The organism is Actinoplanes rectilineatus (assembly GCF_000962825.1).
Taxonomy (GTDB): domain Bacteria; phylum Actinomycetota; class Actinomycetes; order Mycobacteriales; family Micromonosporaceae; genus Actinoplanes; species Actinoplanes rectilineatus.
Map to the genome: position 1 here is coordinate 1 of NZ_JZKF01000116.1, position 23,783 is coordinate 23,783.

Genomic DNA, 23,783 nt, shown 5'->3' on the forward strand with positions numbered 1-23,783 from the left:
GAGCGCACCGAGCGCACCGAGCGCACCGAGCGCACCGAGCGCACCGAGCGCACCGAGCGCACCGAGCGCACCGAGCGCACCGAGCGCACCGAGCGCACCATACCGGTTCGTGTCGACGATGGCCTGGCGTTGCTGGCGGAGCGGACGTCCCGGCCGGCTGTAGCGGTCGATCGCGGCCTTGAACCCCGTCGAGCGTGGACCTCCGGGGCGACATCGCTGCTGCGGGGTGGCGGCAAGGCGACGCCGTGGTCGCGCCCACGGTGCGCGCCCGGCCCGTGACTGCTCCTCGATCGCCCAGCATGCCGCCCCGCCGGTTGGCGGATTGAAGCGGGTGCCGCACGCGTGCAGGATCGGCAGTGGCCGATGCGTGAGGGTGGTGCCGGGTGGCGACGATCCCCGATCAGAGTGGACGGCTCGTCGTCGTGACCGGCGCCAACAGCGGCATCGGTTACGTCACCGCGCGGGAACTCGCGCGCAGGGGCGCCCACGTCACGCTCGCCTGCCGCAGTGGGGAACGCGGGGAGGCCGCCCTCGGACGCCTGCGCGCCGAGGTTCCCGGTGCGCGACTCGAGCTGCGTCAGCTCGACCTCGCCGGTCTCGCGTCCGTCCGGGCGTTCGCCGGTGACTGGCACCACGGCCGTCTCGATCTGCTCGTCAACAACGCCGGGGTGGCGGTGGTGCCGTTCGCGCGTACCCGGGACGGCTTTGAAATGCACTTCGGCGTCAACCACCTGGGAACCTTCGCGCTGACCGGGCTGATGCTGCCGCACCTGCTCGCCGGGCGTGAGCCCCGCGTGGTGACGGTCGGCAGCGAGGGGCATCGCGCGCGGCGGTTCGACTTCGCCAATCTGGATGCGCGGCAGGGTTATCGGGCTTCGGACGCCTATGTCTGGTCGAAGCGGGCCAATCTGCTGTTTGCCGTCGAGTTGCAGCGCCGGGCAGCCCGGGCGGGATGGGCGCTGCGCAGCATGGCGGTGGCTCCGGGGCTGACCCGCACGAACATCCTGACCGGGGGCGCCAACCGGGCTCGCGGCCAGGGCTATCACCTGCTGGTCCGCACGGCCGAACGCCTCTTCTTCCAGAATGTCGAGCGGGGTGCCCGCACCTCCCTGCATGCCGCCACCGCTGATCTGCCCGGTGGGAGTTGGGTGGTGCCTCGCGGGCTGCTGCAGTTGCGGGGTGCTCCGACCTGCCGTCCGCAGGAGCCTGCCCTGCACGATGCCGTGTCCGCCACTCGCCTGTGGGAACTGTCGGAGGAACTCACGGGCGTGGTCTATCCCCGTGGTTGAACGGACCGGCCGCCCGGAGCGGGACGTCGCCGTCGACGACCGGATGAATCCCCAGACGTGCGCGGGCCCTTGCGGCGACGCCCCGGCCTTGGCGAGCTTCTTCCACAATTCGCAGGGCACCGCGCCTGTCCTTACACTCCAGATCCGCAATTCGCAGGGCACCGTTCCTGCCCTCACGCTCCGCAATCGAGAACCGGACGGCCCCAGAGATTTCCGCCACGGGCCTGATTCGCCATTCACATCCTTGGCCAGCGTCAGCCCATCGGCTCCGGCATCGCGACTGTTCGATTCCGTCTCCATGCGCGCCGACACATTCCGGCCCACCGGATCCGCCACCGGCGGCACCGCCACGGGCGACACCGGCAGGGGCGACACTGGCACGGGCGATACTGGCACGGGCGATACTGGCACGGGCGATACTGGCACGGACGACGCCCGCACGGGCGGCACCGGCATGGGAGCGGCCTCGACCTGCGGACGGTCCTCGCTCGCCGTGACCTCAGCAAGCACGATGCGCACCGCCGCACGCAGAGCATCGACTCTTGCCCGGTGGGCGGCCTCCCCCGGCGTCTGAGCCGACCGCGGCCGCAGTGAACGCGCCGCGTGACGACGAGCCAAGCCATAGGCGCGACGGATCTCGTGGTCGCGACGGAATTCCTCAGCCTCCGGACAATAGCTGCGTGAAGCAGTGCGATCGCGCATCCCGGCCACCTCCGCCCTCGTGAACAATCCCAGCTGCCCCATGCCGAAAAGACTGCCACAAAGGATTCCGGACCTGTAAGCCCTGACGGTCTGCGGATCATGCCAAATTCGATGATCCCGAAAGAGCCGAATCTCCAGAAAACGAGGAATCGAAAACAATACGAACGGTCGGCCGAATGACAGTGAGGGAGTTACCGGTTCAGGTCAACTCGTCGCGAGTGAAAACCAGACACCCCAGGAGCTCGGTCAGAACCTTCCGCTGACGCGGCGTCAACACGTTGACGAAGACCGCAGCCGTCACCTCGGCCTCCCGGCAGGCCTCGGCGATCTCGCGCACCTTGCCGTGCGACAGCAGCATCCGCCGGGAGTACGGCCGGCTCATCCGGGACGCGCCACCGGGCCGGTGACGTCGCTGGTCGGAGGCGCCCCGGCGCTGGACGAACCGCGCCACCACCCGGGCACCCCTCGCCTCGGCCAGGCTGGCCAGTTCGTCGAGGAGGACGGGATACTGCTTCTCGTTGCCGGAGAACAAACCGACCAGGACGACGTCGGCACCGGCCAGCGGGTCGCCCCTGTCCCGATACTGTTTCATCGCAGTGTCAGGACGGGAATTCGCGCCGCGACGCCTCGATGTGGGCGAGGTGCTCCTGGGTCCAACCACACATGCCGTCGACCACGGTACGCAACGCCGCCCCCGCCTCGGTCAGCGTGTACTCCACGCGCGGCGGGACCGTGGCGTGGACCTTGCGGACGATCAGCCCGTTGCGTTCCAGGGTGCGCAGGTTCTGTGTCAGCATCTTGTGGCTGATGCCGCCGATCGCGTCGCGCAGCTCGCTGAACCGCATCGTGCGCTGCCCGACGAACTCGATGATGAGCAGCGCCCACTTGTTCGCGATGTCCGAGAAGATCTCCCGGGCCAGCGAGTCGGCGCGCGCCAGATCGGCTTCCGGCGGCAGCTCGCTGATCTCCTGCCTGGTTCCCACCGGGCCACTGTACGGCCCGGCGGGAACGGGGCAGGAACCCTCACGCGGGGAAGCGCTGCCAGACGCGGTGTTCGGCGAGCAGGTCCAGCACGGTGGCGAAGGCCTCGCTGCCGGAGTCGACGACGCCGACTCCGGGAGTGCCCTCGACGCCGGCCGCCGCGAGGACCGTCGCGCCCGGGCCCCACGCGGCGATCGCCTTGCCGTGCCGCCACGCCTCACTGATCAGGACGAGGATCCGCGGGTCGACAGGGGACGGGGCCGAGGCCACCAGGATCGCGTCGAACTCGACCGACCGCGCGGTGTCGAAGGTCCGCTGCACGTCGAGGTCGGCGAGCTTGCCACCGCGAGGAGCGATCAGCAACGGTACGAGGCCGGCCTCGAGCACCGCGTCGCGTACCCCCGAAAGGGCCGCAGCGTCCGCACCGGGATCAGCCACCACGCCGATGATCCGGCCCTCGACCGGCCAGCGCTTGCCCACCTGGGAGAGGGCCGGGGACGAGGACACCGAGTCAGGTGAGGAGGCAGGCGACGAAGCAGTGGGCGCGGGAAGGCCCAGCCCGTCGGCCACCCGGGAACACAGCACCGGATCGATCTCCGCCAGGCACTGCAGCTGACGTTCCTTGATCGTCTGGTGGTAGCACTTGCCCAGTTCGAAGGTGTACGCCGCGACGATGTGCTCCTTCTCGACCGGGCTCATGCTCTGCCAGAACAGTCGCACCTGGCTGTAGTGGTCCTCGAACGACACCGGGTTCTGCCGGATCTTCGGGGCTTCGGCGACCCGCACCGGGACATCGACGAAGCCGTTCTCCGGATCAGGGGACGGATTGCCGCCGTCCAGCGAGTTGGGCCGGTACGGTGCGACGCCCCCGTGCACGGCCTGCTGGTGGTATCCGTCGCGCAGCATGTCGTTGACCGGCGCGTGCGGGCGGTTGATCGGGATCTGCGAGAAGTTCGGGCCGGCGAGCCGGGTCAGCTGCGTGTCGACGTAGGAGAACAGCCGGCCCTGCAGCAGCGGGTCGTTGGTCACGTCGATGCCCGGCACCAGGTTGCCCAGGTGGAACGCGACCTGTTCGGACTCGGCGAAGAAGTTGGTCGGTGTCCGGTTCAGCACCAGCCTGCCGACCGGCTGCACCTCGGCCAGTTCCTCCGGCACGATCTTCGTCGGGTCGAGCAGGTCGATACCGGCGAAGGTCTCCTCCGGGGTGTCCGGGAAGACCTGCAGACCGAGTTCCCATTCCGGGTACGCCCCGGCCTCGATCGCGTCGTAGAGGTCCCGTCGGTGGAAGTCCGGGTCGACACCGCCCGCGATCTGCGCCTCCTCCCAGGCCAGCGAGTGCACCCCGAGCTTGGGCTTCCAGTGGAACTTGGCGAGGGCCGTCTCCCCGGCCGCGTTCACCAGGCGGAAGGTGTGAACACCGAAACCCTCCATCGTCCGGTACGAGCGGGGAATGCCACGATCCGACATGTTCCAGATGGTGTGGTGCTGCGCCTCGGTGTGCAGTGACACGAAGTCCCAGAACGTGTCGTGGGCGCTCTGTGCCTGCGGGATCTCCCGATCCGGGTGCGGCTTGCCGGCGTGGATCACGTCCGGGAACTTGATCGCGTCCTGGATGAAGAAGACCGGGATGTTGTTGCCGACCAGGTCGAAGTTGCCCTCGTCGGTGTAGAACTTGGTCGCGAAGCCGCGGGTGTCGCGGACCGTGTCGGCCGAGCCACGCGAACCGAGCACGGTGGAGAACCGGACGAAGACCGGCGTCTCCTTGTTCTTGGCCAGGAAACCGGCCCGGGTGATCGCGTCGGCGGTGCCGTACCCGGTGAAGACGCCGTGCGCGCCGGTGCCGCGGGCGTGCACCACCCGCTCCGGGATCCGCTCGTGGTCGAAATGCGTGATCTTCTCGCGGAGGTGGTGGTCCTGCAGCAGTGTCGGGCCGCGCGGTCCGGCTTTGAGGGAGTGGTCGGTGTCGCGCAGCCGGGTGCCACCGGCCGTGGTCAGGTACTCCCCCTGCTGGCCCATCGCGTGCACCGGGCAGCCGGCGGGGGCGCCGGTCGGCGTACGCGGCTCCGGGGCGCCCTGTTCCGGTTTGGGCGGCAGCGGGTCGGTGGGCGTGGTCGGCTCGGCCAGCGGCGGGGTGGCGCTGCCGGGTGCGCCGGGAATCTGCGAATCACGGGGGTTCACGCTGGTTAGCTCCTCTTTGTCGTTATATTGACTCCTGGCGTGTACCCGGTGGCGAAGCCCTCTAACGTGAGTCGACGGGCTGGTTTCCACGACGCACGGTTGCCCGGCGGAGCATCGCGACCTCATCGTCGTCGGGGCGCTCCGCGCGACGGTCTCCGTCCTTCCCGCCGCCCCCAACCTCTACCGGCCCGAGACGGTCGGCCGGCGCCTGCTCAACCGCAACATCGTGGGGTCAGCCGCCCCCAACCTCTACCGGCCCGAGACGGTCAGCCGGCGCCTGCTCAACCGCGACATCGTGGGGTCAGCCGCAACCAGCTGCGCGGCGACAGCGGCGAGGAACCCGGCGGGGCCATCGTCGTGATGGAGGCGACGCATCGCACCCCGCGTAGTTTGGCGTAGGCCGGAAAGGGAACCCCGGCCTTGATCTGTTCGAATCCGGTCGACGGAGGGCGGGAACGATGATCGCGCCACTGCACTGGACCGTCGACGAGCGGGACGCGGGCATCGTCGTCGCGGTGACCGGCATCCTCGACATCCCGGCCACCCCCCGGCTGCACCAGGCCCTGCTCAGATGCCTGGCCGAACAGCCACACGCCCTGCTCGTCGACATGTCCGCGATGACCCTCGCCGACGACACCATGCTGGCCCTGTTCACCGCGGTCACCCGGCAGGCCGCCCGCTGGCCCGGCACGCCGGTGCTGCTCTGCGCACCCTCCGAGGAGGCCGCCGCACTGCTGCTGCGCGGTCGTTACGGCATGCTGGTGGTGCACCCCGACCTGGCGGTGGGCTTGGCCGCGGTCACCGCCGGACGCGTCACCGTCCCGTCGATGACCGACCGCCTGCTGCCGGTCTCCGGCGCCGCCCGCCGGGCCCGTGACCTGGTCACCGAGGCGTGCGCGGCCTGGGACCTGCCCGGCCTGATCGCCCCCGCCAGCCTGGTGACCAGCGAACTGGTCTCCAACGGCGTCGAACACGCCAGCACCATGCTCACCCTGCAGATCAGCCACCGCTCCCGCCACGTCCACGTGGCTGTCCGCGACGGATCACCCGACGCCCCGTTCATGTCCACGAACGGCGACGTCTCTGCCCTGCGAGGCCGGGGCCTGCGGCTGGTCGAGGCCGTCTCCACCCGTTGGGGCTGGCTGCCGACGACCGACGGCAAGGTCGTCTGGGCCGCCCTCGCCACCGACTGAACCTCGTCCACACGACCGTTCGAGCAGCAGGTCCCAGCGGCGCGTGTGGAGCCGGCCAGCCCCGGTCCGGATCCGTCTCGGCCCAGTGACGCAGCACCTGTCGCCCTCTTCAGCCGTGCTGCCTGTCCTCGGCCACCGCCACCCGGAGGTTCTCCAGCGTCGTCGCCGCGGAGTCGTACATCCGGGTTCTGGTTTCGCCGAGGCGTCGCAGGGACTCGACCAGGGTCTCGTATTCGGGCAGCGCCGCCCCCAGCCAGCCGATACGCAGGTAGGACTCGGCCATGGTGAAGCGCAGCAGGTTCGTACGGGCAGGGTCGCGTTCGCTCTCCGCGGGCGTCTGGGTCGCGAGCACCCCGGCCTCCAAGGCCTCGCGGGGGCGGCCCGCCGCGGCGCACGCCTGCATCAGCCGCAGGGCCGCGTCGCGGTGGTCCTCGGCGCGGGCGAAGAGCTGGCCGTGGGCGTCGTAGAGGTCGTCGACGGCTTCGGCGGCGCGGCCGCAGTCGAGGAGGTGGCGGCCGCGCAGGTGGCGCAGGTGGCCGCGTACCTCGGAAGGGAGGTCGCGTCGCAGCAGATCGTCGACGAGGGCCCGGAACTCGGGGTCGGTGCCGGCCCGGGCGTGAGCGGTCGCGAGGTCGTTCACCGCGTCGATGGCCCGGATGCCCGCGCCGGCCTCGAGGAACAGGTCGATGGCGCGGGCCGCGAGGTGCGCGGTCAGCACGGGATCGCTGCCGAGCTGGTTGTGCCAGGCCGCCTCGATCCTGGTGAGTACGCCCTCGGCGAGCGCGTGGCCGCGGGAGCGTTCGGCCCCGCGGCGGACGGTCGACACCGCTTCGCCGAAACGGCCCTGGCGGACCAGCACGTAGGCGTACCAGAGATCGGCCCAGCCGGCCGCCTCGTCGTCGCTGCCGGCGCGGAGGGACTCGGCGGCGCGGGTGGTCAGCGCGTGACCGTCCGGTTCGTCGGGGCGCAGGCCGAGCCAGCATTCGGCGAGGAGCGCGATGGTCGACTCGCCGCGCTCGCGGTGCCGGGCGATCGCCTCGTGCATCGTCTCCCGGGTGTCGGTCGCCGCATGCAGCCGGGCCCGCATCTCGGCCGCATGCCCACCGAGCGGCCCGGCCGGCTCGCGGACGGCTTCCAGGCAGGCGCGGGCCTGCGCGACCTCGTCGCGAGCCTGATGCCATCGCACCCGGTCGAGCAGGTCGGCATCGCTCATCCCGGCGGGCGGGGACACGTCGCCGGCGACCGCGCCGGGCCGTAGTGGAAGGAAGCCGATCAGCGGTTCGCGGTCGAGCCTCGCCCGCACCCGGTCACCGCACGCCGTGGTGCCGTTGCGTTTGTCGAACTGCGCGGCCAGGTCGAGGCAGATCGTGCGCATCCGGTCGTGCAGCATCCACATCGGGGTGCCCTCGCCGTCGCCCTGGCCCACCACGTACTGGCCCCGGCCGGTACGCAGATAGGCGGCGGTCAGCACGGTGATCGCGGTCGCGAGATGCATCCGGCCCGCCGGGCGTTCGAACCGGTCGAACTTGTCGAGCACGGTGAGCAGGCCGACCGCCTCGTCGGCGTTGCCGGTGAGCGCGCAGAACTCCATGCGCAGCGCGTAGGTCTCGTACCGGTGGACGCCGTTCGCCATCGCGAGCATGACCCAGCGGTACGCCTCGACCGCGTCGGCGTGACGGCCCACGGCGACCAGGGGCAGCAACACCTGGCATTGCATCGCGGCGATGACGCTGCGAGGGGCGGGCTCGCCGGCGAGGATCGGGTCGGTCAACGCGAACGCGCCGGCCAGGGACACCGGGTCGCCCCGCAGCACCAGACGTTCGACCCGCCACGGTTCGGTGGCCGCGTCCGGCTCGTCGGCACCGCCCGTGTCCAGCCAGCGCTGAAAGGCGGCCTCCTCGGCCGGCCAGTCGCCGACCGTCTGGGCCAGCCGGCGCCGGGCCTGAGAGACCGCGGGCCACCCTCGGTCGGCGAGCCGCTGTTCGAGATCGGCTATCAGGTGCTCGAGCCGTTCCAAGGGCACGTCCGGAAAATCGATCATGTCGTCGACCATGTGCCCGTACCAGAAAAGCAGTTGATCCTGCTGCTCCCGGGTGAATCGGGCGGGCTGCGAGTCGTGCAGGGCGAGGGCGGCGCCGAAGGTCCCGAAACCCTCCTTCCAGCGGCCGGCATGGACGAACATGGCGGTGAGGCCGAGAAACGCACCAGCGGCGATCTCCGGTGCGGCTTCCTGGTCGCACCGCCGGGTGATCTCCTTGAGCAGTTCCTCACGGACCGGCAGGTCCTCGATCTGCTGAGCTTCGGCGAGCAGGCCCCACAGATGATCCACGCCGGCATCCTATATAGACGTCGACGATGGCGGATCCCCGTTCCCGGCCTGCCGTGTCCCGCACGGTCCTCCCTCGCCGTCGTGGGCGGGGCCGTGGCCGTGGCCGTGGCCGTGGCCGTGGCGGGACGATCCCCCACACGGATGTGGCGACTTCAGCCGCCCGACACGCCCGAACTCACCACACCCGTCATGGGTGTGGTGAATACGGGCGCGCTGGACGCCCCAAGTCACCACACCCGTGGGGGACGTGGTGAATACGGGCGCGCTGGACGCCCCAAGTCACCACACCCGTGGCGGTGTGGTGAATACGGGCGCGCTGGACACCCCAAATCACCACACCGGTGGGGGTGTGGTGATTACGGGCGGGCTGCGCGCCCCAAGTCACCACACCCGTGGGGGGTGTGGTGATTACGGGTGGTCAGCGCGCCCGAAGTCACCACGCAGGCAGACCCTGACTGCGGAATGTGTCTAGCCGGCGTCCTCGATACTGGTCCACAGTTGGTCGTACCAGGGCCCGGCCGGCGTCTCGGCCCCGGGCGCCGTGGAGGCGACGACGTCGTCCGGTTCGCGAACAACCCTCAAGAGCTGCTCACCCGGGCGTACGAAATACATCTCCCGTGCCTTGATCCGGACGAACTCGGGATCCTGCCAGTTCCGCAGCTCCCGCGCCTTGCCCTCGATGACGTCCCGCTGTTCGGCCTGCTCCGCCTCGAGCTGTGCGATCTGATCCTTCTGCGCCAGATACGTTCGCAGCGACGGGGTCGACGCCAACGCCAGAGCCGTCAGGATCGTGCCCATGACGACCATCCGGCTGCCCCCGCGCCGTGGTCGCCGGTCGATGGTGTGCTGCGTGTGGGTGCGCTCCACCACCCGTCGCCGGGACGCGGCCGGACGCCGCCTTCCCCGCACCCCGGCATCGGCGCGCATGCCGGGTCTTCCCGGATGCCGCCCGCGCGGCACTCGCCGCTGTGTAACCATTACCCATCCTCTTGCCGGTAGCTTTCCGTGCATCCTAGATAACCAAGCGTGCGAATGTATCGCTGCCACGCCTGTGCTTGACTGCGCGAGTGAACAGCGGCAACGTTCGGCGGGTGACGATCTCTCGACGCACCTTCATCGCCACGGCAGCCGCGGGGGCTGCCGTCGCATCCGGACCTTCGGCGGCGTCCGCCCAGGCCGGCGCCCGGCCCGTGGTCCGCCCGCCCGCACTGCGCGCCGGTGACCGGGTCCGGGTCATCGCCCCGGCCGGGGTCCCCGACACGCGGCTGGCCCGCGGCATCCAGATCCTGGAGGGCTTCGGCCTGGTCGTCGAACCGGGCGCCCACCTGTATGACCGATTCGGATATCTGGCCGGCACCGACGACGACCGTCTCGCCGACCTGAACGCCGCCTTCAGCGATCCGGGCATCCGGGGTGTCTTCGCCGCCCGGGGCGGTTACGGCACCCAGCGGATCATCGACCGGTTCGACCGGGACGCGGTCCGCCGCGACCCGCGCGTCTTCGTCGGATTCAGCGACCTGACCGTGCTCTCCGGCCGCGTCTGGAACGCCGCACGCCTGGTCACGTTCTACGGCCCGATGATGAACTGGACCGACTCGCGCACCGGGCCGACCGAGATCGAATCCCTGCGCCGCGCCATTATGACAACCGACCCGATCGTCCTCACCACCGACCCCGCCGAGCCGAGCGCCGCCGTCTCGATCCCCGGCACCGCGACCGGCACCCTCCTCGGCGGCAACCTGACCATGCTGCAGGCGAGCATCGGCACCCGGGACCTGCCCGACCTGCACGGCGCGATCGTACTGCTGGAGGAGACCGACGAGGCGCCCTACGCGTATGACCGGATGCTGACCCAGCTGATCCGGTCCGGCGCGCTCAAGGGCATCGCCGGGGTGGCGCTGGGCCACTTCACCAACGCGCCGGTCGTCGCCGGCCAGTGGACCGCGGCGCAGGCGGTGCAGGACCGCCTGTCCACGCTGGGTGTCCCGGTGCTGGGCGGCCTGCGTTCCGGCCACGGCAACGGCCAGCTCACCGTGCCGCTGGGCACGCAGGCCACCCTCGACACGACCACCGGCACCCTGTCGGTCGCTCCCGGGGTCACGCTGTGAGGGTCGGAGACCTTTTCGGGGGTACGCGCAAAGCACCCACCCCCACCGCAACGACGCCCCGGTGTGTCGCGTCCTCCCGAGCCAGGCCGTCGACGCAGATCCGGAACGCCGGCGCCGAGAACGGTTCGCGTACCTGACGGGTCAGGCCTCTCTGAGCAGCAGTTCCTGTGGGCAACACGACCCGATCAGGTGGCCGCCTGGTGAAAGGGCGCGGGGTGGTGGCACACGGCTTCGAGGTTGATGCCGTGCGGGTCCAGGACGAACGCGCCGTAGTAGGCCTCGTGATATTCCGGGTGGACGGCCGGCGCCTCCAGGGACGTCGCGCCCGCGGTGAGGGCCGCCTGGTGGAACGCGGTCACCGCGTCGCGGCTGTCCACGGTGAAGGCCAGGTGCATGTTCGTGCCGACGGTGCCGCCGTCGATCAGCCAGAAGTACGGCTTGACGTCGGCGAGTCCGAAACCGGTCATCGCGGTCGGCTGGTGGGGGCGGGCGTTCGGCGGGAACTCGAGCATCTTGGTGATCCCGATGGCGGCCAGCACCGGCTCGTAGAAGGCCACGGCCCGGGTGAGGTCGGGCACGGCGACGTTGAGGTGGTCGATGCGTGATCCCGAACGGTCAACAGTCATGACCCCAGGCTGTCCGGAATTCCGGACACATCCCGGCCGCAATCACCGGAGGAGGAGCAGGAGGAGGAGGAGGAGGAGGAAAACCGAAGGTTCAGGCGTCGAAGAGATCGCGCAGACCCGAGGCCGCGGCGATCCGAGCGACGTACGGCTGGAGGCCCGTCACGCGTACCCGGACGGATCTGACCCTCGCCGCCTCGTGCACCGCGACCAGAACGCCGATCCCGGCCGCGTCGAGCAACGGCACCCCGGCCAGGTCGATCATCAGCTCGCCCGGGGCGACCTCGTCGATCACCGCGAAGAGTTCCTCGCGCAGGTGGTCGGCGTTGTCCCGGTCGACCTCGCCGGTGACGCCGACGCGCAGGCCGTCCGTCCTGAACGACGTCGTGATGGTCAGACGGTGGTCGGTGTCGTGGGCGCCCACCCACGCCGGCAGCGTGTCCGTCAGCATCGCCGCGCGTAGCCACTTCAGGGCGCGGGCCAGCAGCCGGGACACGTGCATCTGCGAGATGCCCATCTCCTCGGCGATCTCGCTCTGGCTGCGGTTGCCGTAGAAGCGCAGGGCCAGCATCCGGCGTTCCCGGGCGGGCAGGTAGCAGAGCAGATGTTCCACGGTCGTGCGGTCGTCGACCAGGTCGAGCTGGTGGTCGGCGCCGCCGATCAGGTCGCCGCGTTCGGTGCCGTCCGGGTCGCCGACCGGGACGTTGAGGGAGCCGGGCTGGTACGCCGCGGCCGCCTCCTGGGCGACGCGCACCTCGGCCACGTCGAGCCGCAGCCGCGCGGCGATCTCCTCGGGGCTGGGACTGCGGGACAGTTCGGTGGTGAGCGCCGACGTCGTGTGCAGGATCTCCAGGCTGAGGTCCTGCATGCTGCGCGGCACGTGCACACCCCACGCGTGGTTGCGGAAGTGCCGTTTAATCTCGCCCGTGATGGTGACGACGGCGTACGCGGTGAACGACCCCCGCTCCGGGTCGTAGCGGTCCACGCTTTTGAGCAATCCGACCCGTGCCACCTGTTCGAGGTCTTCGTGGCTCTCGCCGCGCCCCCGGTAACGGCCGGCCAGCCGGCGGGCGAACGGCAGTGCCAGTCCCACGAACTCCTCACGGAGGCGGCGCCGACCGTCGGGGCCTGCGGCGGCGCTGGCCAGCGCGTACTCGTCGGCGGCCTGATCGAGGTCCTCGATGTGGTGATCAGTTCCCTGCGGCATGGCAGCCCCGGTGGCTCGAAGACCCGGCGTTTGCCGGACTGCAATCATTCCGGCAGCACCATACCCCGGCATCAGGCCCGGGTGCAGGACGGTTGTGCGCATCTCCCCTCGCCGGAAGGCCGCTCAGTGCCGGGTCACCGCCCACACGGCGATCGCGACCCGGTTGGGCAGGCCCAGCTTGCGGCCGATCGCCAGCACGTGGGTGTCCACCGTTCGGGGGGCGATGTGCAACTGGACGGCGATCTGCGGGTTCGTCATCCCCTCGGCGATACACGTGACGACGTCGAGTTCCCGGTTGGTCAGGCCGCCCGGGTTCGCCTTGGCCGAGGCCCGGCGGGAGACCGGTTCGCCGAGGGCGACCCGGACCGCGTCCGCGTCGGTGCTCTTCGCGCCGCCGGCGTACTCCCTGACGGTGGTGTCCTCCCCGATGACCTCGACGATGCGGGCGTGCGCCCGGTCCCGGAGGCGGGCGAACGGACCCAGCCCGGCCACGGTGACGCCCTGCTGCTGGTGACGGGCGCGGGCAGCGCCGAGAAGCCAGGCCGCCCGGTGCGCGCCGGCTGTCGCGTCGTCGCCGGTGCCGAGGCGGGCGGCGAGGATCACCGCGAGCGCCTCGAGACTCCAGGTCCGGCCCCACCGGTCGCCCATCACGTGCTGTTCGCGCAGGCAGCGGGTGACCAGGGCGAGGGCCTCGTCGAGCCGGCCGTCCCGCAACGCGGCCTGCGCCGACGCCCAGCGCGCCCACGAGACGGCCCACGGAGCCCCGGCCTCCTCGGCCTGGCGCAGGTGTTCCCGGCCGGCCTCGGCGACGGTCTCGCTCTCCCCGGCCAGGACCGTCGCGATCGTCAACATCATCGTGGTCATGTGCCGGTCGCCGGCGACCTGCGGACCGGCGAACAGTTCGCGGGCGGCGGCGAGTTGCCCGATCGGTTTGCGGGTGCCGTGCAGCAGCACCTCGGCGCCGGCTTCGGCGAACAGCACCGGCGCGCTGATCGGCAGGTCCCGGTCGTGCAGCAGGGCGTGCGCCGCGGCGAGCAGGGTGCCGGAGGTCCGGTGCCGGCCGCGGGTCGCCGCGACCCAGCCGGCGGTGGCCATGGTGGCGGCCAGGTCGGCCGCGTCCTCGTCGTCGCGGATCGTGGGGACCGACGCGTCGATCACCTGTCGCAGGAGTTCCGCCACGGCGTCCAGAGATCCGGAGAAGAACGGCGCACGGGTACGCACGAGATCCCGCACCATCCTCCGCGCGTCCCGGTGGTCCCCGATCGCCAGGCTGTGCCCGACCGCCGCGGTGATGTCGGGCAGTTCCCGGTGGACCGCGGTCATGACGGCCACCTCGTCCGGGCCGAACCAGCCGGTGGCGGCCCGGTCGAGCAGCCCCCGGTGGTAGTCGCGGTGCCGGGTCCGTTCCTCGCCCGCCAGCCGCCGGGCGCCGTACCCGCGTACCGTCCCGAGCATGTGGAACCGGCCGTCGTGCATGGTCAGCACACTCTTGTTGACCAGCCCGTCGACCGCGTCGAGCACGTCACCGGTACCGGCGGCGACGTGTTCCACCGCCTCGAGGGTGAACGATCCGGTGAACACGCTCGCCGCGCGCCAGACCGCCTGTTCGGTGCCGGTGCACAGCTCGTAGCTGAGTCCCACGGTGTCGTCGAGCTCGCCGAGCAGGGTGAACCGGTCCGCGGTCCGGGCGATCAGCTGGTCCAACGGCAGGGTCCGGGCGCGTCCCGCCGCCAGCTTCACCGCCAGGGGCAGCCCGTCGAGGTTGCGCGACAGCCGTTCGAGGGTGCCCAGGTCGGCGGCGGCCGCGGTGGTCGCGCCGGCGGCGGTGGCGAGTTCGATGAACAGCCGCACGCTGTCGGAGGTGGACAGTGGGGGTACCGGCACGACGTGTTCGCCGTCGACGTTCAGCCGTTCCCGGGAGGTCGCGAGGATCCGCAGTTCCGGCTCGGCCCCCAGCAGGGCGAGCACCACGGCACGGGCGGGGCCGACGACACGGTCGAGGTTGTCGAGGATCAGCAGGCCACGCCGGCCGGTCAGGTCCGTGGCGAGCAGGTCGCCGCCGTCGACCACCCGGCAGTCGTCGGACAGTTCTCCCAGGTGCGCGGCGATGCGGCTCTTGCCCACCCCGCCGCTGCCGGTCAACGTGACCAGCGGCGCGTGCTGCAGCAGTGCCCCGATCTGGTGAACCATCGCCGCTCTCCCGACGAACGGGGCCAGATCCAGAGGAAGATGTCCGCGACTGCCCGTGATCACTCGGGAACCATACAGTGATCTGCGTAGACGCGGTTCGGAGATATCAGTGAATGCGCGGATGGGCGCGTCAAGTCCGTTTCGGAACACTGAGTGATCACGGGAGCGCGGGGAGTGCCGCGCAACGGGACCACTCGGGGGAACCTTCCATGCGCGACATTCTCATCGTCGGCGCCGGTCAGGCCGGCCTGCAGCTGACCCACGCCCTGCTCGACGACGGGTACACGGTGACGCTGCTGTCCGCGCGTACCCCCGCTGAACTGCGCGGAGGCAACCCGCTCTCCACCCAGATGCTGTTCGGTCCGGCGCTGGAGATCGAACGGCGCCTCGGCCTCGACGCGCGGATGGACGAGACCCCGCCGGCGTACGGCCTGCGGGTCACCCTGTCCGGTCCTGGACAGCCGACGCCGCAGGCCGACCTGATCGGCACGCTGGACGTGCCGGCCCGGTCCTGCGACCAGCGGGTCAAGATGGCCGACTGGCTGGAACTCGCCGAGGAGCGCGGCGCCACGGTGATCCACCAGGCGGTCACCGCCGCCGACCTCGACGCGCTGACCCGCTCCGGCCGCTACGACCTGACCGTCGTCGCCGCCGGCCGCGGTGACCTGACCTCGCTCTTCGAACACGACCCGGACCGTTCGCCGTACACCGCCCCGCAACGCGTGCTGGCCGTGTCCTATGTGCACGGGCTGCGCCCCAGCCCCGCGTGGGCGGACGGGCACGTGGTCAACCACACCGTCGCCGGACTCGGCGAACTGTTCATCATGCCGACCCTGACCGGCACCGGCCCCGCCGACATCCTGTTCTTCACCGCGGTCCCCGGCGGCCCCCTGGCCGACTGGTCGCCCGCCCTGTCCCCCACCGATCACCTGGACCGCACGCTCGCCATGATCCGCACCCACCTGCCCACCGAGGTGGCCGACCGGTGTCGCGACGTCACCCTCGTCGACGACCGGTCGACGCTACGCGGAAGCGTCACCCCGGCGGTCCGCCGCCCGGTGGCGGCCCTGCCCGGCGGTGGCCTGGCCCTGGGACTGGCCGACGTGGTCATCACCAACGACCCGCTGACCGGTCAGGGCGCCAACAGCGCGGCGAAGGCGGCCGACCACTACCACCGGGCGATCCTCGCCCACGGCGACCGCCCGTTCGACCGGACGTGGATGACCGACACCTTCGAGACGTTCTGGCACGGGTACGGCCGCGCGGTCACCGACTGGACCAACCTGATGCTGGGCCCGCCGCCGGCGCACGTCCAGCAGTTGCTCGGCGCCGCCACCGCACACCCGCCGACCGCCCGCCGTCTGGCCGCCGGTTTCGCCGACCCCACCGACTTCGACGCCTGGTTCATGACCGAGCCCGCAGCCACGTCGTACCTGGCCGGCCTGCACCAGAAGGCCTGATCTCCACACTCCTCACCACGTCCGTGTGGTCAGCCGATCCGCGGCATCAGGTCACCGCTCGCCGGCGCAGCAGTCGCCGGAGCAACCCTGGGCGGGGTCCGCCGCGGCGTGGGTGCCGGGTGCGCAGCAGGCGTCCCCGCGCCAGGCCTCCCGGCCCTCCTTGATCGCGACGGCGGCGATGACCAGTGCGGCGATCGGGTCGGCCCAGCTCCAGCCGAAGAGGCTGTTGACGACGAGCCCGGCGAGCAGGACCGCGGACAGGTAGGTGCAGAGCAGGGTCTGTCGCGAGTCGGCGACCGCGGTGCGGGAGCCGAGTTCGCGGCCGGCGCGGCGCTGGGCGTAGGACAGGCCGGGCATGATCGCCAGTGACACCGCGGCCAGGACGATCCCGGCGGTGGAGTGCTCGGCCTCGGCGCCGCCGAGCAGGGCGCGCACCGATTCGACGGTCACGTATGCGGCGAGCGCGAAGAACGAGACCGCGATGATCCGCAGCGCGGTCTTCTCCCGTTTCTCGGGGTCGGCGCCGGTGAACTGCCAGGCGACCGCCGCGGCGGAGGACACCTCGATGACCGAATCGAGACCGAATCCGATCAGCGCGGTCGAGCCCGCGGCGGTGCCGGCGCTGATCGCGATGACGGCTTCGACCACGTTGTAGGTGATGGTCGCGGCGACCAGCAGGCGGATCCGGCGGCCGAGCTGGGTGCGGCGGTGCGCGGACGGGCCGGTCGCGGCGCCGGGGATCAGCGGCAGGGTCATCAGCAGCAGTCCTTGTCGGCGGCGTCGGGGCAGGCGGCCGGGTCGACGGCCAGGACGAGGCCGAGCAGGTCGTCGAGGGCATGCCGGATGCGGGTGTCGGCGAGTTCGTAGCGGGTGCGCCGGCCCTCGGGGATCGCGACGACCAGGCCGCAGCCGCGCAGGCAGGCAAGGTGGTTCGACAGGTTCTGCCGGGTGACGCCGAGCAGACCGGCCAGGTCGGCGGGGTAACCGGGCGCGTCGCGCAGGGCGAGCAGCAGCCGGGCTCGGGTGGCATCCGAAAGGGCGTGGCCGAATCGGGCGAGGACCTGTCCGTGGGTCACTGTCTCCATCACCCGACAGTACAGCGAACGCTGTATTCAGCGAAACGTGTACTGCCGGGGCTGCGGGCGGCGACGTGACCGCTATCGCTGCTCGGCCGGTGCGGGCAGCAGGAGGGTGCGCAAGGTGGCGGCGCCGGTTTCGGTCAACCAGGATTTCAGCGTGCGGAGACCGGGATGGATCACGCGCAGGGCCTCGATGTCGGCGTGCCAGCGGTGGCCCGCATGCCAGTTGCGGCGGGCGTCGGCGATCATCGGGCCGAGGGCGGTGGCTTCCGCGTCGGTGAGTTGTTCGTAGCGGACCGGGATGCCGGTGGCCTCACTGATCGCGGCGACGGCCTCGGCGGGCGTGGGGGCGTCACCGGCCAGTTCGAGGGTGCGGCCTGAGTAGCGGGACGGGTCGGCGAAGGCCGACGCGGCGAACTCGGCGATGTCCTCGGGGGCGATCACCTGCATGGGCTCGTCCGGTGGGAACAGGTGCCGGTGGACGCCGCCGGTGATGCCGTCGATGCCGGCTACCGACACGCCCCGGTAGTTGCTCAGGAAACGGACCGGGCGCAGCACCGTCGGGCGGGCGATGCGCTCGTGCAGGTACGCCTCGAGCAGCGCCTTTCCCCGGGCGCGCTGCGTTCCGTCGGGGGTGGTGGTGGCCACCGTGCTGAGCACGATCCGGTCCACCCCGGCGGCCACCGCCGCGTCGATCAGGGCGCGGCCCCGGACGGCTTCCCGCTCGTGGTCGGGTCCGGCGGGCCCGAAGGTGACCGGCGGGACGGTGAAGACACCGGCGACGCCGTCGAGCGCGGCCGGCAGGGTGGCCGGGTCGTCGAAGTCGCCCCGGACGAGGACGGCACCGCGGGCGGCCAGTGCGGCGGCCGCCGGTGTGGTGGTGTCACGGACCAGGGCGCGGACCGGCCGGCCTGCGGCGAGCAGGTGGCGGGCGGTGGCGCCGCCCTGGATGCCGGTGGCGCCGGTGACGAGGATGGGGTTCGATGCTGGCATAGGCGGAACGATCCGCCCGTTTCCCCGGACCGGACAAGGATTTCGTGACATGCCAGGTGCTGCTCGCGTCGACGCCCGGCGCAACCGGGAGATCGTGCTGCGGACCGCGATGCAGGTGTTCGACGAGGACGGCATGGACGTCTCGCTCGGCCGGATCGCCCGCCGTGCCGGGGTCGGGGCGGGCACGGTGTACCGGCATTTCCCCAGCCGGGAGATCCTGCTCGAGGCGGTGCTCGCCGAGCATCTGGGCGGCTTGGTCCGGGCCGCCGAGCGCCGGGAGGGCCGGATGACGCCGGGTGACGCGCTCTTCGGGTTTCTGCTGGACGCGATGGAGAAGTCGGCCGGGCGGGGCGCGGTCTGCGAGGCGCTCACCGAACGCAGGGGCTGGCCGCACACCACGCTCGCGGCCGCGGTGCAACGGTTCCGGGAGGTGCTGGCGAGGCTGCTGAGCAGCGCGCGGCGGGCCGGGACGATCCGCGACGACGTGCAGGCCGACGACCTGGCGGCTCTGGTGGCCGGCGGGGCGGCATTACTGGCGGCTCATCCGAGCCGGGTACGCGGGCTGCGCCTGGCCCGGGTGCTGCTGGACGGTCTGCGTGTCACGAAAGAGGACGGGTTCCGTGACACGCCGGCCGGGCGGCGTCACGGAACCGGGGCGGCGGATCGGTGCGGGGAGTGCGGTGAGCGCCTGCGGTTGCGGGCCACCGGGCGGCTGCCCCGGTTCTGCGGGCCGACCTGCCGTCAACGTGCCCGCCGTCGCCGGCTCGCCACGGGAACGTGACCGGACCGCCTGGCCGGGATTGATCTCATGTCGCGGGGACTCCCGCCGAAGAGTGCGGCATGAGGGCAGCCCTGCCGGCTGCGGCCGGTCTGGGTGTCGCGCTGCAGATCGCGTTGATCGCCACCGGCCTCGCACGGCCGCTTCTGCTCGCGGTCAGTGTGGTCGCCGTGCTGGTGGCGGTCGGGGCGGTGTGGGTTCTCGCCCGGCGGGCGGTGCACGCGGCGGGCCGGGAGCGGGTGGCCTGGACCGTGGTGGCGGTGGGCACGCTGCTCTGGATGGTGGGTACGGCGCTGAGCCTGCGCACCGCGATCGTCCGGGACATCCGGCCGCCGCCGCAGCCGGAGGCGCTGATCGGCGGGACCGGCGCGATGCTGGCGATGCTGTGCCCGATCGTCGGGCCGAGCACGTCGCTGCCGTGGCGGGAGCGGCTGCGGATGGCCACCGAGGGCGGGATGGCGGCGGCCGCGCTGTTCGTGCCGGTGTGGGCGTTTCTGTTGGCGCCGGCCTACCGGCATGTGGGTGGCGTGTTCACCACGGTGATCGCGGTGGCCGTGTGCGTGCAGATCATCACGACGGCGATGTCGCTGGTGCTGCTCTCCCGGCATCAGGCGCACGGGCCGACCGCGTTCACCATGCTGGCCGCCGCGTTCGGGGTGTTCGGCGTGACGACCGTGGTGTACGGGGCGTTCGTGCTGACCGGGCGGTCGAACCAGATGGCGTCGGTGTCCGCGCTGATGACGGTCGGCACGTTCCTGCTGCTGGCGATGGGCCGCTACCCGATGCCGGCGGACGTCCCGCCGTGGGGTGGGGCGGCGACCGGGCGGCGGGCCGTGCTGCCGTACCTGCCGGTGCTGGCCGCGTTCCCGGTGGCGGCGACGCAGTGGTTCACCGGTGGTTTCGACGGGATGCTGTTCGCGACGATGTCGGCGTTGTTCGCGCTGATCCTGCTGCGCCAGTTCCTGGTGCTGGGTGAGGTGGAGAAGGCGCGGGCGGAGTTGCAGTACCAGGCGACCCACGATCACCTGACCGGTCTGGCCAATCGCAAGCTGCTGTACGAGAGGGCGGCCCGCTGGGGGCGCGATCGGACACCGGTCGCGTTGCTGCTGCTCGACCTGGACGGGTTCAAGCAGATCAACGACCGGTTCGGGCACGCGATCGGCGACGAGGTGCTGGTCGAGGTGGCGGGGGTGCTGCGGGCGGTGATCCCGGAGCGGCACACGGCGGCGCGGCTGGGTGGTGACGAGTTCGCGGTGGTGCTGGATCCGTCGCCCGAGGTGGCTGAGGTGGCGGAGCTCGGTGAACGGATCGTGGCGGGGATCAAGGCGTGCGGGCGGGTCGGGGTGAGTGTGGGGCTGGCGCACGAGCCGACCGGGCGGGCCACGCTGGGGATGATGCTGAGTAATGCGGACGCGGCGTTGTACAAGGCGAAGGCGGCCGGCAAGGGACGGGTGGTGCTGGCACCTGTTGCATTGACATGACTCACTGTCCGAGGTGACGATGGGAGCGCTCCCACCAGCCACTTCGCCGACCGGAGAGCCCGTGAAAACCTGGAACCGGCTCGCGAGCGCCGTCCTGCTCGTCGCCGCCACCGCCACCGTCCCCTTCTCCCCCACCCAACCCGCCGCGGCCGCCGCCACCGATGTCCGCGTCGACGTCGACGTACGCGCCGGACTCGCCACCGTCGGCGACACCGCGATCGGCGTCAACCACGCCGTCTGGGACTCGCAACTCGGCACACCCGCCGTCACCGGCCTGCTCCGCGACGCCGGCGTGCAGATGGTCCGCTACCCCGGCGGCTCCTACGCCGACATCTACCACTGGGAGACGCACACCGCGCCCGGCGGCTACGTCGCCCCGGACACCGACTTCGACACGTTCATGGCGGGCGCGCGCGCCACCGGCGCCGAGCCGATGATCATCGCGAACTACGGGACCGGCACCGCCCAGGAGGCCGCCGACTGGGTGCGCTACGCCAACATCACCAAGGGGTACGCCGCGAAGTACTGGACGATCGGCAACGAGAACTACGGCAACGGCCACTACGGCTCGGCGTGGGAGGCCGACGACCACGCCGACAAGAGCCCCCGCGAGTACGCGGCGAACGTGGTCGCGTACTCCCAGGCCATGAAGGCGGTCGACCCGAGCATCAAGGTCGGCGCGGTGCTGACCATGCCGGGCAACTGGCCGGACGGCATCATCGGCACCGGCGACACCGGCACCTGGAACTCCGAGGTGCTCAGCCGGGCCGCCGCGGCCATCGACTTCGTGGACGTGCACTGGTACCCGGGCGGCGCCGGCGCGGCCGAGACCCTCACCAAACCGGCCCAGATCACCGACGCGGTCCGTCTTCTCCACGACCAGATCCAGCGGTACGCGAACGGCCGCGACATCCGGATCAGCATGACCGAGACGAACGTCGACATCGGCCGCAACACCCAGCCGGGCGCGCTGTTCCTGGCCGACGTCTACAGCGGCCTGCTCGCCGAGGGCGTGTTCACCGTGCACTGGTGGAACGTGCACAACGGTCTCGGCACGGTGTCCGAGGTCGCCGGGGAGACCGACTACGGCGACTACGGCCTGCTGTCCAGCGGCAACTGCACCGCCGACGGCACGGTCTGCCAGCCGCCGCTCAACACGCCGTTCGCGCCGTACCACGCGCTCGACCTGACCGGGGAGTTCGCCCGTCCCGGGGACCGGTTCGTCGACGCGGGCAGCGACAACAACCTGGTCAGCGCGCATGCGGTACGCCGCACCGACGGGACGGTGGCAGTCCTGCTGATCAACAAGGATCCGGACGACGCACACCAGGTGTCGCTGAACTACCACGGGTTCACGGCCGCCACCGGGCCGGTGGACGTGGCGACCTTCACCAACGGGGCCGACGGGATCACCCGGAGCACATCGGCCGGCGCCGGCGAGCAGACGCTTGACGCGTACACGATGAAATTGATCTCCCTGCGCCCGGCCGCAGCTCCCGCAGGCGGCCCGAAGGCACCGGCGAAGCCGACGGTGACCGCAACCGACCGCACCGCCACGATCACCTGGCCGGCGTCGGCCAGCGGCGTGAAATACGAGGTCTACCGGCAGAACAACGGCGCCGCGGAACTCTGGGGCGAAACCACCGGCACGTCCCTGACCGTACGCAACCTGGAACCGGGCCGCCGCTACACGATCAACGTGCTGGCCCGCGACAACGCCGGACGACAGTCCCCGCCCTCGACGCCGGTGACCTTCAGCACCGGCACCCCGGCCGACGCGCCCTGCACGGTGACGTTCCGGGACACCAACGACTGGGGCAACGGGTACGTGGGCCAGATCGACATCACCAACAACACGGCCACTGCGGTCAACGGCTGGACCCTGACGTTCAGCTGGCCGACCACCTGGCAGACCCTGGGCAGCGGCTGGAACGCCACCTGGACCGCCGACGGCCGCACAGTCCGGGTGACCAGCGACGGCACCCTGGCCGCGGGCGGCTCCACGACGATCGGGTTCGTCGGCAACTACAGCGGCCCGAACGTGCTGCCGACCGTCTTCACCCTCAACGGCAACACCTGCACGAGCACCTGACCGCCGCCGGATACCATCGCCGCGGAACACCGGCGAACGGATAATCGGAGGTCACGTGGCACCGGATGACATCTCCCGCGGCGAGGCGCAACGCCTCCGCGGCCTCGACGGCACGGCCCGGCTGGGCCGCACCTTCGAGATCATCGCGGATCGGGGCGCGCTGTGGGTCTGGGGCGACGAGGACGAGGTCCTGTTCACCGAGAACGGCGAACGGCGAACCCTGCTCCCGGTCTGGCCACACGCCACCGTGGCCAGAATGGAGAACGAGGGCGAGGTCAAGGGCGAGCACGCCATCCGCATCCCGGTCAAGGAGTTCCTGACCGAATGGCTGCCGCAGCTGGAAGAGGACGAGGCGCTGATCGCGGTCTTCCCGGTGGAGGACGAGCACGCCGCGGTCCTCACCCTGGACGAGTTCCGCACCGGCCTCAAGCGCTGACGCGCCGGCGGCGGGTGGACATCGCGTCTACTCGCCGCTGAGTGCCTGTCTCTCTACTTCAAGATTGAGTTGAGGCCGGTTCTACGCTCGCGGAATGAGCGGTGTGAAGCGCGCTGCCCGGGGCTGGTTGTCGCTGGTCCCGCAGCCGACCAGCACGGTCGAGAAGCCGTCGCCACAGCGGTGTCCGGTCTGTGGTGACCGGTTGCCAGTAGCGGCCAGGTCCTCGATGGTGTTCTGCTCGCCGGCGTGCCGGGCCCGGCATTGGCGGACGGTGCGGCGGAGCCGGGCTCGGATTGTCGCTGTTCGGGTGGACCAGCGGGTGAGGTACCCGCAGTGCGGGGTCGAGTGGGTGGCCGGTTTGGATCGGTCGCTGTCGGCGGTGTTCTGTTCCCCGCGGTGCCGCACGAGGGTTTGGCGGCAGAGGTCCCTCACATCGGGTCATGCGGCCGGGTGACCGCTGGAGGGGGACTGCGACCTTGCTGACCTGCGGTTCAGCCTGGCTGGTATCGACCGTAGTTGCTGACGGCGAACTCTCTTCGCCGTGCTGCGGGCGCCCGGGTGGTGGAACGATGGTGGCGACGATCGGGCAGGTATCCCAGCAGCGGTACGACGAGCTGGTGACGCAGTCGCGTGACTTGATTCGTGAGCGGGACCGGATTCAGTT

General features: G+C 71.2%; 20 protein-coding genes. 9 read left to right on the forward strand and 11 right to left on the reverse strand.

What is annotated here, in order from left to right; translation table 11 throughout:
• Window positions 1-279, forward strand: a 279-nt coding sequence (locus WH85_RS51955; protein WP_045747811.1) for a hypothetical protein, incomplete at its 5' end; no start/stop codon positions are given.
• Window positions 280-383: 104 nt separating this feature from the next.
• Complete coding sequence (locus WH85_RS42230; RefSeq protein WP_045747812.1) at window positions 384-1,289, forward strand: oxidoreductase; 906 nt, start codon at window positions 384-386, stop codon at window positions 1,287-1,289.
• 901 nt (window positions 1,290-2,190) lie between these two features.
• Here the strand turns inward: WH85_RS42230 and WH85_RS42235 are convergent.
• The 3 genes from WH85_RS42235 to WH85_RS42245 are packed head-to-tail and all read right to left on the reverse strand — an operon-like array spanning window position 2,191 to window position 5,150.
• Window positions 2,191-2,583 carry an HflX-like GTP-binding protein gene (locus WH85_RS42235; protein WP_045747813.1) on the reverse strand — a complete coding sequence of 131 codons (393 nt, stop codon included), beginning with the start codon at window positions 2,581-2,583 and terminating at the stop codon, window positions 2,191-2,193.
• A gap of 7 nt (window positions 2,584-2,590) precedes the next feature.
• A complete protein-coding gene (locus WH85_RS42240; RefSeq protein WP_045747814.1) occupies window positions 2,591-2,974 on the reverse strand; it encodes a winged helix-turn-helix transcriptional regulator in 384 nt (127 codons plus the stop codon).
• Between the two features lie 40 nt (window positions 2,975-3,014).
• Window positions 3,015-5,150 (reverse strand): catalase, encoded by a 2,136-nt coding sequence (locus WH85_RS42245; protein WP_245674333.1) that lies wholly within the window; start codon window positions 5,148-5,150, stop codon window positions 3,015-3,017.
• Between the two features lie 458 nt (window positions 5,151-5,608).
• Here WH85_RS42245 and WH85_RS42250 point away from each other — a divergent pair, with 458 nt between their 5' ends.
• On the forward strand, window positions 5,609-6,343 hold the full coding sequence (locus WH85_RS42250; RefSeq protein WP_045747816.1) for an STAS domain-containing protein: 735 nt from the start codon (window positions 5,609-5,611) through the stop codon (window positions 6,341-6,343).
• Window positions 6,344-6,452: 109 nt separating this feature from the next.
• Here WH85_RS42250 and WH85_RS42255 read toward each other — a convergent pair whose 3' ends face one another.
• Both WH85_RS42255 and WH85_RS49610 read right to left on the reverse strand, forming a co-directional pair.
• Window positions 6,453-8,672, reverse strand: a complete 2,220-nt coding sequence (locus WH85_RS42255; protein WP_045747817.1) for an ATP-binding protein — start codon at window positions 8,670-8,672, stop codon at window positions 6,453-6,455.
• A 468-nt stretch (window positions 8,673-9,140) separates the two neighbouring features.
• On the reverse strand, window positions 9,141-9,599 hold the full coding sequence (locus tag WH85_RS49610) for an FtsB family cell division protein (protein ID WP_169792568.1): 459 nt from the start codon (window positions 9,597-9,599) through the stop codon (window positions 9,141-9,143).
• 263 nt (window positions 9,600-9,862) lie between these two features.
• On the opposite strand from WH85_RS49610, the gene WH85_RS42265 reads away from it, so the two are divergent.
• Window positions 9,863-10,780: a S66 peptidase family protein gene (locus tag WH85_RS42265; protein WP_045747829.1), complete on the forward strand. Its 918-nt coding sequence runs from the start codon at window positions 9,863-9,865 to the stop codon at window positions 10,778-10,780.
• Between the two features lie 185 nt (window positions 10,781-10,965).
• On the opposite strand, the gene WH85_RS42270 is transcribed toward WH85_RS42265, so the two are convergent.
• The 3 genes from WH85_RS42270 to WH85_RS42280 form a co-directional block, all read right to left on the reverse strand.
• Complete coding sequence (locus WH85_RS42270; protein WP_045747819.1) at window positions 10,966-11,406, reverse strand: VOC family protein; 441 nt, start codon at window positions 11,404-11,406, stop codon at window positions 10,966-10,968.
• A 91-nt stretch (window positions 11,407-11,497) separates the two neighbouring features.
• Window positions 11,498-12,610 carry a SigB/SigF/SigG family RNA polymerase sigma factor gene (locus WH85_RS42275; protein ID WP_052721203.1) on the reverse strand — a complete coding sequence of 371 codons (1,113 nt, stop codon included), beginning with the start codon at window positions 12,608-12,610 and terminating at the stop codon, window positions 11,498-11,500.
• A gap of 123 nt (window positions 12,611-12,733) precedes the next feature.
• Window positions 12,734-14,800: an ATP-binding protein gene (locus tag WH85_RS42280; RefSeq protein ID WP_045747821.1), complete on the reverse strand. Its 2,067-nt coding sequence runs from the start codon at window positions 14,798-14,800 to the stop codon at window positions 12,734-12,736.
• A 209-nt stretch (window positions 14,801-15,009) separates the two neighbouring features.
• Between WH85_RS42280 and WH85_RS42285 the strand changes: the two genes are divergently transcribed.
• Window positions 15,010-16,260: a styrene monooxygenase/indole monooxygenase family protein gene (locus WH85_RS42285; protein WP_045747822.1), complete on the forward strand. Its 1,251-nt coding sequence runs from the start codon at window positions 15,010-15,012 to the stop codon at window positions 16,258-16,260.
• Between the two features lie 51 nt (window positions 16,261-16,311).
• Here the strand turns inward: WH85_RS42285 and WH85_RS42290 are convergent, their stop codons facing one another.
• The 3 genes from WH85_RS42290 to WH85_RS42300 all read right to left on the reverse strand — a co-directional run bounded on the left by WH85_RS42290 (window position 16,312) and on the right by WH85_RS42300 (window position 18,332).
• Window positions 16,312-17,016: a cation efflux transmembrane domain-containing protein gene (locus WH85_RS42290; protein ID WP_045747823.1), complete on the reverse strand. Its 705-nt coding sequence runs from the start codon at window positions 17,014-17,016 to the stop codon at window positions 16,312-16,314.
• A complete protein-coding gene (locus WH85_RS42295) occupies window positions 17,016-17,345 on the reverse strand; it encodes an ArsR/SmtB family transcription factor (protein ID WP_045747824.1) in 330 nt (109 codons plus the stop codon). The genes WH85_RS42290 and WH85_RS42295 overlap by 1 nt, the downstream gene beginning before the upstream one ends.
• A 72-nt stretch (window positions 17,346-17,417) precedes the next feature.
• Complete coding sequence (locus tag WH85_RS42300; RefSeq protein ID WP_083449695.1) at window positions 17,418-18,332, reverse strand: NmrA family NAD(P)-binding protein; 915 nt, start codon at window positions 18,330-18,332, stop codon at window positions 17,418-17,420.
• A gap of 49 nt (window positions 18,333-18,381) precedes the next feature.
• Here WH85_RS42300 and WH85_RS42305 point away from each other — a divergent pair, with 49 nt between their 5' ends.
• The 4 genes from WH85_RS42305 to WH85_RS47905 all read left to right on the forward strand — a co-directional run bounded on the left by WH85_RS42305 (window position 18,382) and on the right by WH85_RS47905 (window position 23,119).
• Entirely contained in the window at window positions 18,382-19,113 is a 732-nt protein-coding gene (locus WH85_RS42305) for a TetR/AcrR family transcriptional regulator (protein WP_045747825.1), read from the forward strand.
• A 59-nt stretch (window positions 19,114-19,172) separates the two neighbouring features.
• Window positions 19,173-20,591, forward strand: coding sequence for a GGDEF domain-containing protein (locus WH85_RS42310; RefSeq protein WP_045747826.1), 1,419 nt, complete (start codon window positions 19,173-19,175; stop codon window positions 20,589-20,591).
• A gap of 61 nt (window positions 20,592-20,652) precedes the next feature.
• Window positions 20,653-22,683, forward strand: coding sequence for a cellulose binding domain-containing protein (locus WH85_RS42315; protein ID WP_045747827.1), 2,031 nt, complete (start codon window positions 20,653-20,655; stop codon window positions 22,681-22,683).
• 55 nt (window positions 22,684-22,738) lie between these two features.
• Window positions 22,739-23,119 carry a DUF2750 domain-containing protein gene (locus tag WH85_RS47905; RefSeq protein WP_052721204.1) on the forward strand — a complete coding sequence of 127 codons (381 nt, stop codon included), beginning with the start codon at window positions 22,739-22,741 and terminating at the stop codon, window positions 23,117-23,119.
• Window positions 23,120-23,783: the final 664 nt, after the last annotated feature.